Origin of the sequence: Pullulanibacillus sp. KACC 23026, assembly GCF_029094525.1 — a bacterium.
Taxonomy (GTDB): domain Bacteria; phylum Bacillota; class Bacilli; order Bacillales; family Sporolactobacillaceae; genus KACC-23026.
Map to the genome: position 1 here is coordinate 2,430,633 of NZ_CP119107.1, position 15,657 is coordinate 2,446,289.

General features: G+C 40.0%; 13 protein-coding genes, 1 other RNA gene and 1 pseudogene. All 15 read left to right on the top strand.

The genetic code is table 11. From position 1 onward, the window contains the following. Positions 1-103 precede the first annotated feature (103 nt). A complete protein-coding gene (gene nagB / locus PU629_RS11305) occupies positions 104-841 on the top strand; it encodes a glucosamine-6-phosphate deaminase (protein WP_275280173.1) in 738 nt (245 codons plus the stop codon). 338 nt (positions 842-1,179) lie between these two features. Then, positions 1,180-1,896, top strand: coding sequence for a 6-phosphogluconolactonase (locus tag PU629_RS11310; RefSeq protein ID WP_275280174.1), 717 nt, complete (start codon positions 1,180-1,182; stop codon positions 1,894-1,896). Between the two features lie 21 nt (positions 1,897-1,917). Further along, positions 1,918-2,817, top strand: a complete 900-nt coding sequence (locus PU629_RS11315) for an ROK family protein (RefSeq protein ID WP_275280175.1) — start codon at positions 1,918-1,920, stop codon at positions 2,815-2,817. Positions 2,818-2,836: 19 nt separating this feature from the next. Then, the gene (locus PU629_RS11320) at positions 2,837-4,219 is read left to right on the top strand and encodes a family 4 glycosyl hydrolase (protein ID WP_275280176.1); all 1,383 of its coding nucleotides are present in this window, start codon (positions 2,837-2,839) and stop codon (positions 4,217-4,219) included. 391 nt (positions 4,220-4,610) lie between these two features. After that, a pseudogene (locus PU629_RS22600) lies at positions 4,611-4,736 on the top strand (DUF255 domain-containing protein); the annotation flags it as partial. Positions 4,737-4,896: 160 nt separating this feature from the next. Then, positions 4,897-5,151, top strand: a complete 255-nt coding sequence (locus PU629_RS11325) for a hypothetical protein (protein ID WP_275280177.1) — start codon at positions 4,897-4,899, stop codon at positions 5,149-5,151. Between the two features lie 56 nt (positions 5,152-5,207). Continuing rightward, on the top strand, positions 5,208-5,522 hold the full coding sequence (locus tag PU629_RS11330) for a retropepsin-like aspartic protease (RefSeq protein WP_275280178.1): 315 nt from the start codon (positions 5,208-5,210) through the stop codon (positions 5,520-5,522). Between the two features lie 375 nt (positions 5,523-5,897). After that, complete coding sequence (locus PU629_RS11335; RefSeq protein WP_275280179.1) at positions 5,898-6,227, top strand: helix-turn-helix domain-containing protein; 330 nt, start codon at positions 5,898-5,900, stop codon at positions 6,225-6,227. A 147-nt stretch (positions 6,228-6,374) separates the two neighbouring features. Then, complete coding sequence (locus PU629_RS11340) at positions 6,375-8,429, top strand: thioredoxin domain-containing protein (protein WP_275280180.1); 2,055 nt, start codon at positions 6,375-6,377, stop codon at positions 8,427-8,429. 304 nt (positions 8,430-8,733) lie between these two features. Beyond that, positions 8,734-11,019: a DEAD/DEAH box helicase gene (locus PU629_RS11345; RefSeq protein ID WP_275280181.1), complete on the top strand. Its 2,286-nt coding sequence runs from the start codon at positions 8,734-8,736 to the stop codon at positions 11,017-11,019. Beyond that, positions 11,009-12,307 (top strand): ribonuclease H-like domain-containing protein, encoded by a 1,299-nt coding sequence (locus tag PU629_RS11350; RefSeq protein WP_275280183.1) that lies wholly within the window; start codon positions 11,009-11,011, stop codon positions 12,305-12,307. Before PU629_RS11345 ends, PU629_RS11350 begins: the two co-directional genes overlap by 11 nt. A 462-nt stretch (positions 12,308-12,769) precedes the next feature. Beyond that, entirely contained in the window at positions 12,770-13,333 is a 564-nt protein-coding gene (locus PU629_RS11355) for an SLOG family protein (RefSeq protein ID WP_275280184.1), read from the top strand. Between the two features lie 180 nt (positions 13,334-13,513). Beyond that, positions 13,514-13,819 carry a cell division regulator GpsB gene (gene gpsB / locus PU629_RS11360; RefSeq protein WP_481900429.1) on the top strand — a complete coding sequence of 102 codons (306 nt, stop codon included), beginning with the start codon at positions 13,514-13,516 and terminating at the stop codon, positions 13,817-13,819. Positions 13,820-13,892: 73 nt separating this feature from the next. After that, an RNA gene (rnpB, locus tag PU629_RS11365) (RNase P RNA component class B) lies at positions 13,893-14,281 on the top strand. Positions 14,282-14,454: 173 nt separating this feature from the next. Then, positions 14,455-15,585, top strand: coding sequence for a THUMP domain-containing class I SAM-dependent RNA methyltransferase (locus PU629_RS11370; protein ID WP_275280185.1), 1,131 nt, complete (start codon positions 14,455-14,457; stop codon positions 15,583-15,585). The last annotated feature ends 72 nt before the right edge of the window (positions 15,586-15,657 follow it).

The window sequence follows — 15,657 nt, forward strand, 5'->3', positions numbered from 1 at the left end:
CGCTAGCAAGAATGCAGACATTGTATGGCTGATGAAGATGACAAGGTGATCATACATTTATTTTACCGCGGAAAACTAGCCTATTCTAAAGGAGGAGTATATTTTGAAAATTATAGAAGCAATCGATTATAAAACCATGTGTAAAATGGCCGCCGATTATATAATCACAAAGGTATGTGAAAATCCAAGATTAAAACTTGGACTGGCAACGGGCGGAACACCTCTTGGGATTTATAACACCTTAATTGCCGATCACAAGAAAAATGGAACTTCCTATCAATGGGTCACGACCTTTAATTTAGATGAATATGTCGGGCTTACAGGTGATGACCCGAGTAGCTACCGTCATTATATGAATCATAATTTGTTCAATCAAATTGACATCCCATTAAGTCAGACTAATATCCCGCATGGAGACGTCCAGGATTTGGAACAAGAATGCATAAGGTATGAAAACTTAATTTCCGAACACCGTGGAATTGATTTGCAGATTCTTGGAATAGGTAACAATGGACATATTGGATTTAACGAACCGGGAACATCCTTTAATTCAAAAACTCATGTAGTGGAATTAACCTCGTCCACTAGAGAGGCAAACTCTCGTTTTTTTAATAGTGTAGAAGAGGTACCTACGCGTGCGATCACAATGGGAATTGGAACCATCATGAAAAGCAGAGAAATTCTTCTACTGGTATCGGGTGAATCCAAAAGCAATGCCCTTCACGCACTCTTAAATGGTAAAGTTGATGAAAGTTTTCCAGCATCAGTTTTAAAGACTCATCCTAAAGTAACCGTTTTTGCAGATAAAGAAGCAGTTGCTTGTCTAAAGGTATTCAGATGAGGATCTTTTTGTAGTTTTTCTTTCAAAGAGGAAATGGAGCAGAGCATAATAACAGATAGTTTTCATTTCAATTATATGTAACGTAAGAAACCTGTGAAAAATTATATTTAGTTTTTCAGAAAGTGACCATGTCATTTTTAATAGAAAAACAATAATTTTGGTTTTGGAATAAAGATCCTAGGAAATGCCACATTGTACATTAACAAATTTACAGGCTGGGGACCTACCCTTTTAGTAAATCTATCTAACCACTCAACAGAGGTTGGTGTTGCATTCTGCAATTGCAGAAAGAGATGTCCAAAATCATATCTGAATAATGAATTAAGGGAGAAGATTCCGTGCTGAAAATTTATGAAAATGAGGAAATAATTGCGCAAGAAATCGCTAAAGAAATGAAAGTGCAATTGCAAACGAAAAATAATCCAGTTTTCTGTTTGGCATCTGGCAGTACACCGCAGAAGAGCTACTTCCAGTTTGCACAAAATTTAGTTGATCGCCCGTTATTAGATAAATTGAAAATTGTAAGTTTAGATGAATGGGTTGGTATACCGCGCCATGCAAAGGGAAGTTGCTATCAAATGCTAGAGCAAGATTTATTCTCTCTTATTAATATTAATGAAAAGCAAATTGAATTTTTTAATGGGGAGGCCGAGGATTTAAAAAGTGAATGTCAAAGAATTGACCAGTTCATTCTTAATAATCCCATAACGTTTAGTTTGATGGGGGTAGGAATGAACGGTCATATTGGTTTAAATGAACCTGGTTCAACGGTGGAGGACCAAAGCCGTGTCGTTCCACTGTCCGAAACGACAAAAGAAGTTGCCCAAAAGTATTTCGATGAATCAATCGAATTAACAGACGGGATTACATTAGGTTTAAAACAGATAATAGAGAGCTCAAGAGTGATTGTGGTAATAACAGGTGAACATAAAGCAAGAATGGTAAAACAGCTATTTGAGGAGCCAGAGGCTAAATTGCCGGCACAGGAATTGTTGGGTTACCAACATATTGATTTCTTTTTAGATCAGTCGGCTGCAAAAGAGTTAAACAAATAAATTTTACGGGGAGTTAACAAAATGGAAGAGAAGATAATAGGAGTTGATATTGGGGGGACAAATATTAGAGTGGGATTCATGACTCGAAATTTGCAGTTGGTAAAAAAGGAAACTGCCTCAACATCCAGGTTCAAAAATAAAGAAGAATTCTTTCAGTACTTAAGACAAATGATTGAACGAGTGGATGTTAACAGGGAAGCAAAGAAAATTGGGATGGCTTTTCCTGTTCCATGGAATGAGGGGATAAAAACACTCTATGACTCTACGAATCTCACGCTTTTAGAAAATATGAGTGTAAACGAAATGAGATCCTATTTTGCAGAATATGATCTCTACCTTGAAAATGATGTAAATGTCATTGCCTTGTTAGAATCGGATTTCGGTGCTGCTAAAAATTCAAGAAATTCCATCTATATCACAGTAAGTACGGGTATCGGGGGTGGCTTGATCGTAAATAATTCTATTTATCGAGGGACACACGGTTATGCAGGAGAAGTAGGAAGCATGATCATTTCCAATGAAAATAAAAACCATTTTTCCCTCTATAGTGGTACATTAGAATCGCTTTGTAGTGGAAAAGCTTTGGAAGATGAAAGTCAAAAGTTATATGGAAAAAATGCGACAACCAAATTATTATTTGAAAACTATAAAAAAGGAACGGCCGATGCCATTAAAGTCGTTGAAGTGTGGGTGGACTATTTTTCAAGCGCTATAGCTTCCCTTATGCAAGTCCTCGACCCGGAAGTCTTTGTCCTAGGAGGTTCGGTCATCTTAAATAATCAATGGCTCGTCGAGAAGTTAATAGAAGGAACAAAAAGAAAGGTGTTTAAACAATTAATAGATAAAGTGAGAATCGTCATCTCAGAATATGGCCATGATGCGGGTATAATCGGCGCAGGTTACATTACTATTAAAAATTAAGGTAAAGGGGAACTTAAAAGTGGGAAAATTAAAAGTTGCTTTGGTTGGAGCAGGTAGTATTTCGTTTGCTTTAGGGGCTCTGCAGGATTTAGTGCTGTCTGAAAAGCTTAAAGGTTGCGATTTAGAAATCGCTTTAATGGATATCGTTGAAGAGAATTTGAATCGTACCTATCAATATGCCACAGAAATGTTTACGGCATTTAACCACTCTGCAAAAATATGGAAGTCAACTGATTTAAGGGAAGCATTAATAGATGCTCAATTTGCAATCGTCGCAATTGAAGTTAATCGCTATCATTATTGGTCTCAAGATTTCCATATTCCACGTCGATTTGGAAGCAAGCAAATCTATGGGGAAAATGGGGGGCCAGGCTCCATGTTTCATACTTTAAGAAATTTGGGCCCGATGTTAAAAATTGCTCATACAATGGAAGAAGTCTGTCCTGATGCGTGGTTTATAAATTATACAAATCCAGAAGCCAAGCTTGTTGAGGCTATTTCAAAACTTACTTCTATTAAGGTTGTTGGCTTATGCCATGGTCTGGATATGGGAATCGATCAAATTTCTGAATTTCTAGACATGGACAGAGAAGAAATTGGCGTTGAGGGCGGGGGATTAAATCACTTTGGGTTTTTCACTAAAATATGGGATAAAAAGACAAACGAAGATTTGTATCCGTTATTTCGTGAAAGAGAAAAACAAGCGAATCGTTTAGCCCACTTTGATCATATTGGACTTTCTAGAACTATGTTTCAAATTTACGGTTTATATCCCTATCCGGGCACGAACCACATTGGCGAATATATAAGTTATGCAGATGACTTTTATGCAGGTTTATCCCTTCAATACAGATATGATCCCATTCATGAGAAGCTCTGGGAAAAGGAGTCTAGAACACCAGACTTTATCTATGCTGCAAGTGGAAATACTATAGATAAAGGACTGTTTGATGGTGTGAAAACTCAAGAAGTATGGACTGAAGAAGCTTATGTTTTTGATAAAAATAATGTCAGAATGAGCAATGAATATGCCATTCCAATTATTGAAGCGATTTATTTTGATGATGAAATTCAACTTAATGCGGTCAATATGCAAAATAATGGCGCCATAAAAGGTCTCCCAGATGATATGGTCGTAGAAACACAGGCAATTGCTAACGGGAAGGGCATTAAGTTAAAGGCGATGGAAGTGGAACTTCCTGTTGCTTTAATTGGAACCATTCACATTCAAGGCACCATTCACAAACTATTAATTGAAGCCTATTTGGAGAAGTCCAAAACGAAATTGCTTCAGGCGATTTTAATAGATCCACAGGCACCGAGCTATTACCAAGCGTGTGCCATGATTGATGAAATGTGTGAACTTCAGCAAGATATTTTACCTGAACTTGGATGGAAATAACATAAAAGAGTAGTAACCGTGCAATCTTTTATTCTCAAATAGACAGAATCTTGTGTATGATCGAAATGATTTACTGAAACAAATGATACTCAAAATCAAGAGATTGGCAAAGATATTGAACCAATCGATTTGTATTTCCTTATCGGAATGCCTGTTCGTAAGGGAATGTACAGCATACTTTTTATCAACCGGAATCAAATAATTCAAACAAGAAACAAGTAGTCAAGCTATGTACATTTATAAATGATGGGCCTCTCCTATATTAAAGTAAGAATTGACACTAATTTATTTAGTGTCTTTTCTCTTTTAGGGTAAACCTAACAATGGAACCATTAAATATGGAAAAAAGGTGATCTAGGGAAATGTCAATGATTCACCCCCCCCTAATAGATTGATTGCCGAAAAATCCCCTAACTGACTTCAACATGCTCATAACCTTGTAGAATGATTTCCATGGGGAGAGGGGGTTGAAAACAAGCCTGTCTTTGTGAGTATCGGCTATTCGACTTGCCATTGGTGACAGGTTTGACTGTTTAATGGATTTAATTTCAACAACACACGCTAAGTTTGAGGTTTAATAGAAATATAAGGGGTTAAGATGAGTTGAAATAGGATTGTTATTAATGGATTCTTTCTAGAAAATATCTTATAATTTTGAGAAAGAAAGGGGGATATATATGAAATGGCAAGAGGTTAGAGAAAGATTTCCAAATCAATTTGTTCGTGTTTCCATTCTAAATTTTCATCAAGATGGTGATTTGAAGATTGTGGATGATGTAGCGATTAATAAAACGTTGACGAATGAAGAGGCCAACCAAGAATTTTTCAAATCGGCTCCAGATGAAATTATCTATCATACATCTAATGAAGAATTAATTATCCATATTAGAAAAGATCCTTTATTGAGAGTTGGGCAAATTCGTGAAAATTGAATACAATGGGCAACTTATAACCACGACATTAAAAGTTACTTTTCAGGGGGAAACCTATGGAGATTAATAATGTTGTCATTGATACAGGATCTTCTCACACTGCGATTAATCCAGATTTTTTGTCGGAGATTGGTGTCTCCTACGAGAATGGAGACATAGTTTATGAGGCTTATGGGATTGGTGGAAACGTCCATTTTTATTCGAAGAAAATGGATTCCATAGAAATTGGGGATTTTAAAATAAGCAGCGTTGAGATTGATGTATCTATTTTGCCAAATGAACATAGCGGATTACTAGGTTTAGACATACTTTTAAAGAGTGGTTTTATTTTGGATTTAAACAACCTCGAATTATCCCTCAGTAAGAGCTAATTGAGTCTGATTCTTATCCTTATCCTTAATTCATTCCAAACTATAATTTAAACTCATATGATTTACAAAAAATGACCCACAGTGGTCCACATTGTGAAGTGGCGTGGGAGGGTGTTTACTATAATTTAAAGAAATATTAATAAGCAGTCACGAAGTTTAAAATAATTCTATTTGCACACAAAGTTTTTTCATGGTTTGTGTCCCATCCTTTATTAAGATAACCTAATTGACTTATAGCCTTTCAATCTTTTTCAAACATCCTTTGAAGCATTTGCTCTTTAGTATCGACATAATCATAACCTTAACCTTAGTTTTGTCTTCATGAACGCAATGTAATTCCCACCAAATATTGCTGATGTTAAAGGAGGAATAAATTTGAACGAAGATGAACGAATAAGAGTTGTACTTGGAGAAGTTTTAAGAGAAAAGAGAAGGGGGAAAATTGACATGACAGAAGAATTTGCGGCTCTGATTGATATCGATGTCGAAGAACTACGCAAGATAGAAAATGGACTGGAACTTCCGTCAATACCAACACTATTTAAAATTCGTACAAAAAATGGGCTTAGTATAGATGACTTGTTTGATACAATGAAAAATAAATTAGAAAAAAATGAATTAATTAGAAAGGGACGAAATGACTCATTATTTTGGAGTAAAATCAAAGAAATCGAGAAATCAAACTACATAAATCGGTTATATTAGAAGTGACAACGAGTTAAAGACAAGTGTCACTTTTTTATTGTTATAATAAATAAAAAGTAAAGCTTCCCCAAAAATTCACTGGCTTGATGGAGCCGTTCAAAAAAGGGGATCAAAACTTAAGGAAAGTCCAACAAAGGACGTGTTAAAATGGTTAAAGACAAAAAGAATCCGAGGTATACAAACCGATTAATTAATGAGAAGTCTCCGTATTTACTCCAACATGCACATAACCCAGTGGATTGGTATGCGTGGGGAGAGGAGGCTTTTGCAAAAGCAAAGGCTGAAAACAAGCCTGTCTTTGTGAGTATCGGCTATTCGACTTGCCATTGGTGTCATGTGATGGCTCATGAGTCATTTGAGGATGAGGAGATTGCTTCTCTTCTTAATGAACGATTTATTTCAATTAAAGTTGACAGGGAGGAGCGCCCTGATATTGATTCGGTCTATATGAATGTTTGTCAGGCGTTAACAGGACACGGCGGGTGGCCGCTCAGCGTGTTTCTAACACCCGACCAGAAACCATTTTATGCGGGCACTTACTGGCCAAAGGAAAGCCGTTATGGGCAGCTTGGTTTTAGAGATGTGATTTTGTCGCTTTCTGATCACTATCAAGAGACCCCTGAAAAAATAGAAGGGACGGGGGATCAGATCATAGCGGCTCTCAAGAAGGCGGGAGAGGAAGCCGCCTCCATCCACCCGCACATTCTTGAACAGACGTATGAGCATTTCAAAAGTACCTTTGATCCTGAATATGGTGGGTTTGGACAAGAACCTAAATTTCCCTCCCCCCATCAACTCATGTGGTTGATGCGATATGCTCAAATTTCTAAGGAACCTGAAGCGCTGCAGATGGTAGAAAAAACACTGGAAAGCCTAGCAAAGGGCGGCATCCACGATCATATTGGCGGCGGCTTTTCACGTTATTCAGTTGACAGAGAGTGGCTCGTTCCACATTTTGAGAAGATGCTCTATGATCAAGCTACTTTGATGATCGCTTATTCAGAGGCGTATAAAATCACCAAAAATCCAGCCTATGCCGATAGCGTCGATGATATCTTTCAATATGTAACCCGGGAACTAACGGATGAAAAGGGCGGTTTCTATTCAGCTGAAGATGCCGATTCAGAAGGCGTCGAGGGTAAATTTTATGTCTGGCATCCGGAAGAAGTAATAGAAGTTCTCGGTGATGAAGAGGGTGCGTTTTATTGTGATGTTTATGATATCACTAAAAATGGTAACTTCGAAGGGGCAAGCATTCCTCATTTAATTGGTGTTTCATTGGATGAGGAAGCGGAAAGATATCAGATATCTGTCACTGATTTTGTGGCCCGCTTAGAAAATGCAAGAGAAAAACTATTTTTACATAGAGAGAAGCGCATTCATCCACATAAAGATGACAAAGTTCTGACAAGCTGGAACGGCATGATGATTGCGGCATTAGCCACCGCTTATCAAGCCACGCAAAACAAGGATTATTTGCAGGCAGCCGAGAGAGCTTTTAATTTTTTAAACGAGCATTTGTGGGTTAACGGAAAATGGAAAGCCCGCTATCGGCAAGGGGATGTCAAATATGACGGCTATTTAGACGATTATGCGATGATGCTCTGGGCGTGTGATGCGCTCTATGAATCAACCTTTAATAGTGTGTATTTGACTCACATGGAAGAGTGGGCAAAGGGCATGATTCAAGATTTTTGGGATGAAAAGGGGCACGGCTTTTTCTTAACTGCGAAGAGTACGGAGCTTTTTATTCGACCAAAAGATATTTATGACGGGGCGACCCCTTCTGGAAACAGTGTAGCCAGTCTGATGCTATTAAAGCTTTCTAGACGGACAGGAAATCTTGACTTTGAAATGTATGTTGATAAAATGTTCAACCGTTTCGGTGCGGAGGTTAACCGTTATCCAATGGGGCATACCTTTTTCCTGATGACCTACCTGCTTGCCAAGCAAGGAACAAAGGAACTGGTCGTGCTGACCCCTCAGAATGAAGCGGCTCAACCCGAATTCAAGGGCATCCAGACTGAGTTTTGCCCCGAGATCATTCCTCTTGTTGGAACTCATAAAGAACTGATATCAGTTGCTGCATTGACTCAAACCTTTTACTTAATGGATGACAAAACCACTTATTATTTATGCAAAAATTACGCGTGTGAGCGCCCAACGACCGACTGGGAACAGGTGTTAAAAGAAATAAGATAAGAATCATGCAGAACGCAGAGAGCTAACAGCAGTCTCTGCGTTTTATCGTTAATCGTGACCGAGATCCTAAAAGGTTAGCCACATATCCCAAAAGGCGGCCAATAAACCCTAAAAGCAGGACGGACAGGAACGAAGAGACCTCCATCGTCAGAATTCCTGAATTTCCCTTCATGAAGAAACGCATTTTATCGCTAAAGATCAACCCTTTCCCTTCCTATTCGAACGTTTATTCGCTATTATTAAAAGAGAAGCATTAACGAGTTAAATAGATGATTGATAGTTTAAATAAAAGGATGAGTTTGTTATGAAAGTTCGCGAGTCCATGGCTGATATACTACAGATGTTAAAAACTGACCCGAATGTCGCCTATTGGAAGACCCTACCCGAACAAAAAGCGGTGAGTCGTCCATTTCCTGAAAAGATGGACGAGCGTTTGGTAAATGCTTTAACAACACGGGGTATTCCATCGCTCTATTCGCACCAGCGTCAAGCGTTTGATGCAGCGACATCTGGACAAGATTTAGTCGCGGTCACACCAACAGCATCAGGAAAAACACTTTGTTATAACTTGCCTGTTCTTCAAACCATTTTGGATGATCCAACACGTCGTGCGCTTTATTTATTTCCGACAAAGGCCTTGGCACAGGATCAAAAAAGTGAGATGAACGAAATCATAGAAGAGATGGGTGTACAACTTAATAGCTACACCTATGACGGAGATACACCAGCAGCGATCCGTCAAAAGATCCGCGTAGCCGGCCATATTGTCATGACCAATCCAGACATGCTTCATTCAGGCATTTTGCCGCATCATACGAAATGGGTCTCTCTTTTTGAGAATCTCCATTATGTGGTGATCGACGAATTGCATACTTATCGCGGTGTGTTCGGTAGCCACGTTGCTAATGTCTTAAGACGCCTTAAACGCATTTGTAACTACTACGGCTCTAATCCTATTTTTATTTGTACGTCAGCCACCATTGCCAATCCTAAAGAGCATGCGGAAGCACTGACAGGACGAACGATGACCCTCATTGATAAAAATGGGGCTCCGGCTGTGAAAAAGCATTTTATTTTTTATAATCCCCCTGTCGTTAATCCGGTCATGAATATCCGTAGAAGTGCTGCCTTGGAAGTTCGCAAGCTTGCCCAGCGATTTTTGAAAAACGATATACAGACCATTGTCTTTGCTCGAAGCCGAACGCGTGTTGAGCTTCTGTTAAGCTATCTGCAAACGATGAATGTAGGGCGAGTGGACCGGGCGACTATCCGTGCCTACCGCGGAGGCTATTTACCTTCTGAGCGGCGGGAGATTGAGAAGGGCCTTCGTACAGGCGAGATACAAGGGGTTGTGAGCACAAATGCTCTTGAACTTGGAGTCGACATCGGTCAGCTTCAAGCATGCATCATGACGGGCTATCCGGGCTCCGTTTCCAGTACTTGGCAGCAGGCAGGCCGGGCAGGCAGGCGTAAGGATGAAGCGGTTATCCTGCTTGTCGCGACATCTAATCCACTCGATCAATACATCATCCAAAACCCGGATTACTTCTTTGAACGGAACCCTGAATCGGCCCGAATCAACCCGAATAACCTTGTTATTTTAGTCGATCACATTAAATGTGCGGCTTACGAGCTTCCTTTTTCAGAAGAGGACACTTTCGATGGGGTAGAGGTTGTGGATATCTGTACGTATTTAAGTGATGAGGATGTGCTCCATTTTCAAGGTGGAAAGTGGTATTGGATGAATGATGCGTTTCCTGCGACGAATATTAGTCTGCGATCGGCCTCGCAAGAAAATGTTGTTATTATTGATCAAACCGAACAATCACGTGTAAAAGTGCTTGGTGAGATGGACCGTTTCAGTGCCATGACATTGCTCCACGAAGAAGCAATTTATATGCATCAAGGCGAGCAATATCAAGTGGAAAAGCTCGATTGGGATGAAAAAAAGGCGTTTGTTCGGAATGTTGATATCAATTACTACACAGATGCAAATTTAGCCGTCCAATTAGACGTGTTGGATGTCGACAAACTTCAGGAGCTTGGATCAGGTATTGAGCGGGCATATGGTGAAGTCACGGTACGTGCCAAGGCAACATTATTCAAAAAAATTCGTTTTGAGACGCATGACAATATCGGTTGGGGACCGATTCATTTACCCGAAGAAGAAATGCACACAACAGCGGCTTGGTTAAGCTTTGACCAAAGCTGGATGGATGAATTCGGGAAAGAATTGTTTGACAAAGCTCTCGTCGGATTATCACAGGTGTTAAAGTCAACTGCACCGCTTTTTGTTATGTGTGACCCCGTTGACTTGGAAGTTGTGCCTAAAATTAAGTCACCTCATAATGATAAGCCGACACTGTTTTTATATGATCGTTATCCAGGCGGCATTGGTCTAAGTGAAAAGCTGTACGATCATTTCTTTGAGTTGCTAGAGTCGGTTGAAGGTTTATTGCATCGTTGCTCCTGTCAATCGGGCTGTCCGTCTTGTATAGGCAGCGAGGAAGCCAATCTGCACCAAAACGTTAAGCAAGCAGTGAAGAAACTGGTGACCCAATTAAAGGAAGTTAATCATTATGTCTCTTAAGAAACAATTAGAGCGCTACAAAAAGCATTTAAAGCACACCGCCGAAATGGAATCACCGGAGATAAGTGCAGCCGTAAACGACTTGCCTTCTTCAACTCCTGTTGAAAAAGAACCTCTATTAAACGAGGCGTTGCAAGAAGCGGCGATGGGGCTTGACGCGACGGTAAAAGAATTTGAAGATCAAGCGATGCTTCTGAAAGAGAGTGTGTATCCACTTTCTACTAAACACGGGCTTTATACTTTTCATGAGATCTATAATGCTGTTGACTTATGGCAAGAACACTATAGCCAGCATCCTTTATCTTCACATGGTTTGGCCGCAGAGGACTTGCTCTTTTTTGATACAGAGACGACAGGACTTGGAGCTGGAGCTGGCCACATGATTTTTTTACTTGGAGCCGGTCGAATTATCGGAAGCGATCTTCAAGTGAAACAATATTTTCTTCCCGGCCCTGGCCATGAGACAGCCTTTTATTATTACTTTCTTAAAGATTGTCAGACTCTATCCAATCTTGTTACCTTTAATGGCAAAGCGTTTGATTGGCCAAGAGTAAAGACGCGTGTTCAGTTTGTAAGGGATCGGGTGCCAAAGCTCCCTGATTTTGGTCATTTTGATCTTCTCCATGCCTCCCGTCGTCTTTGGAAGCAGGAACTTGAATCTGTCCGATTATCAACAATTGAAGAAAAAAAACTTAATCTCGGACGGGATCTCGATGTTCCGGGGCACATGGCACCCTTCCTGTATTTTCAATTTCTTAAATCCCCGAAAGCCTCTTTAGTCGAAGGGGTGTTCGAACACAATTGCGAGGACATTCTAACATTAGTCACGCTTTATATTCACTTATCAAAACTGCTGCATCAAAAGGTCGAGGGGACAGCGATGGAACAATACCAATGCTGTCGCTGGCTGTTTCAATTAGGATTTTATGGTGAAGCACGCAGTTGGTTAGAGGCCCATTTGGAAAAGGTACAGATGAACAAAGAAGAGCACGCACATTGGATAGAGCTTCTTGCCTATACGTATAAGAAAGAACATTTATTAGATAAAGCCCATCATTTGTTTGAACAACTCGTATTAAATGACTGGTCGTGCAATTATAAACTATCTGAAGAGGTTGCTAAATACTACGAGCATCAAAAAAAAGATTATGAAAAGGCTCTCTTTTTTACAAAAAAAGCACAAATGTTTTTTGACAAGACGGTCTCTCTAAAAGGAAATGCGAGGGAGCATGAGCAAGAGGCACTTCAGCATCGACTTGATCGACTGCTATCAAAAAACGTGCTATAGCGGGAAATACCTTCATAATAGATTGTCCGGGCAAGCGCAAAAAGTGCCAAAAAAGTTAGGTTTTCGAGCCAAAACCACTCTTTCATACATGTGTGAATTGGAGAAAAAACCCTCTTTTGTCGAATGGTGTCTTCGGGTAAAATAAAACCTATGAAACTATCCTTCTGAGAAATAGAGGTGCCAGCCACCATGAGCCGCATTTTACTCGTTATGTTTTTTATCATGATCGGCGCTGTTTTGGTCGTAATGAAATCTATTTAATAGATGTAAAAAGTAAACATGCTTTTTCTTTATTTAAGCGGAAGTATACAGGCCATCTCAAAGGGCAAAAGGCGGGATGTCTTGTATATTTCCTCATGGTTATATTAAAACGACCGACAGTTGCAATTAGAATGTCTATCATAGGTCTTTCTTAACTTGTCATACTTTTACAATAATGAAATAATATAAAGGGGGAGTAAGATGAATGCCCTCGCTATTACAGGTTATAAGCCGCATGAACTTGGTATCTTTTCTGACAAACATCCAGGGATTGCGGTGATTAAATTCGCCCTGAAAAAACGCTTGATATCGTTCATTGAAGAAGGGGTCACATGGTTTATAACGAGTGGACAGCCCGGTGTTGAACTGTGGGCATCAGAAGTGGTGATTGAACTGCGTGAGGACTTTCCTGACATTCAGTTGGCTATCTTAACACCGTTTCTTGAACAAGAAACCCGTTGGCCAGAACACGCACAGATACACTATCAGGAAATACTCGCTCAGGCTGATTTTGTTGACAGTATTACAAAACGTCCTTATGAAAATCCTTCACAATTGCGTTTGAAGAATGAATTTATCATTCAGAAGACGGATGGACTATTAGTGATATATGATGATGAAACGGAAGGGACACCCAGCTTTTACTTGAAGCCTGCAAAGGTACGCGAAACCAATGACGGTTACCCGATCTACTTTTTGAACCGATATGATCTTGAAGCAGCAGAAGAGGAGATCCGAAACGCCCTTCCTGAGTCTTGGGATTAAAGAACAGAAGGGCACCGTTTTAGTTCCTTGAGAGCGCAGCAGAAAAAGAGTGACAAAAGGGCAAAGTATGACATACATAAATAAACCAAGTGATCGATTCTCGTATTTGTGTCAATTGACTTTTTGATCGTTGTTTGGAACAATAATTGGTATATGAGTACCAAATTTGAGGTGATGGGATTGGAAAATCGAGTGGTTCAATTAACGACAAAAGATATTTTAGAAAAAGAGTTTAAATCCGGTCTTCGCGGGTATTCTCCTGATGAGGTCGATCAATTTTTAGATGTTATTATTAAGGATTACGAGGCTTTTGAAGCAGAAATCCAAAGGCTTCGTCAAGAAAATCAAAAACTTAAGCAAGATATGACGCAACAACCTGTTGAGTCTAGACGTTCAAGCCTTGCACAAGGTCAAACGAATTACGATATTTTAAAACGGTTATCAAACTTGGAAAAACATGTATTTGGAAGCCGCTTAAACGATTAATTTGCATTTTATTAATTAACACTTGTATTTATGGAATTATAGTGGTATAATATATTCTTGTCACATGTTATTTGTGTTTGGGCAATTGCTGCGTCTCTTTGAAGGCGTAGAGGAAAGTCCATGCTCGCACGGTCTGAGATGATCGTAGTGTTCGTGCCTAGCGAAACAATAAGCTAGGGTAGCTGTTTTGACGGCTAACGGCAGGGGAAGCACCTAAGTCCTTTTTGGATATGGTCCAGTACCCTTGAAAGTGCCACAGTGACGGAGTTCTTTCGGAAACGGAAGAAGTGGAACGAGGTAAACCCCGCGAGCGAGAAACTCAAATTTGGTAGAGGAACTTCCTGGATGGAACTTGAACAGAAGGGGAGACAGATGCAAGGCATCTGTAGATAGATGATTGCCGCCTTTGTACGAGGGATTGCTCCCGTTTGCAGTACTTGGAACAGAACATGGCTTATAGAACACAAATAACCATTAATTTTGCTGTTTATAAAAGTCTTCAGTCCATGACTGGAGGCTTTTTTATTACGAACCGTTACTTTATTTTTCAGTAAAAGCATGTCTATAATACTAAAGGATTAGAAATTGTGGGAATGATTACGCCCCCCTTTTTCTGTTAAAAAGGAGGCAACAGAATGAAACTAATAGCAACAACGGCGATGGGTCTTGAAGCCATATGTGCCGATGAATTAAGAGCGCTTGGTTATACGGACCTTAAAGTTGAAAATGGCCGGATTCTATTTGAGGGAAATCCGCTTGATATCTGCCGGGCTAATTTATGGCTCCGTACAGCCGACCGGATCAAAGTTCTAATAGGTGAATTTAAAGCCACGAGTTTTGAAGAGCTTTTCGAACAAACCAAAGCCTTACCTTGGGCGGACTTTATACCAAAGGATGCCGAATTTCCGGTGACGGGTAAATCGGTTAAATCAAAATTGTTTAGTGTCCCAGATTGTCAAGCCATTGTGAAGAAGGCCATTGTTGAGCGACTAAAGGAAACGCATCGTATAGAATGGTTTGAAGAAACGGGTGCTTTTTATAAAATTGAAGTTGCCCTTCTTAAGGACATGGCAACCTTATCCATTGATGCTTCAGGTGCAGGGTTACATAAACGCGGTTACCGTTATCTGCATGGGGAAGCGCCGCTTAAGGAGACATTGGCAGCAGCCATGATCTATTTAACGAATTGGAAGCCAGACAGACCTTTTGTCGATCCTTTTTGTGGATCTGGTACCTTACCCATTGAAGCGGCCATGATTGGTCAAAATATTGCCCCAGGATTTAATCGTGATTTTATTTCTGAACAGTGGGAATGGATTGAACGCGCTGCTTGGGATCGTGCAAGGCAAGAAGTAGAGGATCTCGCCCGCTATAGTCAACCTTTAGATATTCAAGGATCCGATATCGATCATCGCATGGTAGAACTCTCACAAACTAATGCTCAAGAAGCCGGTTTTGGGGACATCATTCAATTTAAGCAAATGCAAGTGACCGACTTTACGACTAAGAAGGAATACGGTACTCTTGTTGCCAATCCTCCTTATGGTCAAAGGATTGGTGAAGAAGAAGAAGTCATCGCCATGTACCGGGCGATGGGCAAGGCGCTTCAGAAGTACGGGACTTGGTCCATGTATTTTATTACGGCCGACGAACAGTTTGAAAGCCATTTCGGTCGTAAAGCTACAAAAAAGCGCAAACTGTACAACGGCCGAATTCGCACCGATTATTATCAATATTGGGGAAAACGACCACCGAAAAAAGGTTAATTTGGGTGCAGGATTGCTTGTTTCGTGCCGCGTTTACCAAATCGATATACTTAAGCCGATTTTTCTATGGGC

What these genes read in the sequence shown, in the direction of transcription:
- PU629_RS11355 (WP_275280184.1), top strand. Translation starts at nt 12,770, where the DNA reads ATGAATGCCCTCGCTATTACAGGTTATAAGCCGCATGAACTTGGTATC.
- PU629_RS11350 (WP_275280183.1), top strand. Translation starts at nt 11,009, where the DNA reads ATGTCTCTTAAGAAACAATTAGAGCGCTACAAAAAGCATTTAAAGCAC.
- PU629_RS11370 (WP_275280185.1), top strand. Translation starts at nt 14,455, where the DNA reads ATGAAACTAATAGCAACAACGGCGATGGGTCTTGAAGCCATATGTGCC.
- PU629_RS11315 (WP_275280175.1), top strand. Translation starts at nt 1,918, where the DNA reads ATGGAAGAGAAGATAATAGGAGTTGATATTGGGGGGACAAATATTAGA.
- PU629_RS11345 (WP_275280181.1), top strand. Translation starts at nt 8,734, where the DNA reads ATGAAAGTTCGCGAGTCCATGGCTGATATACTACAGATGTTAAAAACT.
- PU629_RS11330 (WP_275280178.1), top strand. Translation starts at nt 5,208, where the DNA reads ATGGAGATTAATAATGTTGTCATTGATACAGGATCTTCTCACACTGCG.
- PU629_RS11325 (WP_275280177.1), top strand. Translation starts at nt 4,897, where the DNA reads ATGAAATGGCAAGAGGTTAGAGAAAGATTTCCAAATCAATTTGTTCGT.
- PU629_RS11340 (WP_275280180.1), top strand. Translation starts at nt 6,375, where the DNA reads ATGGTTAAAGACAAAAAGAATCCGAGGTATACAAACCGATTAATTAAT.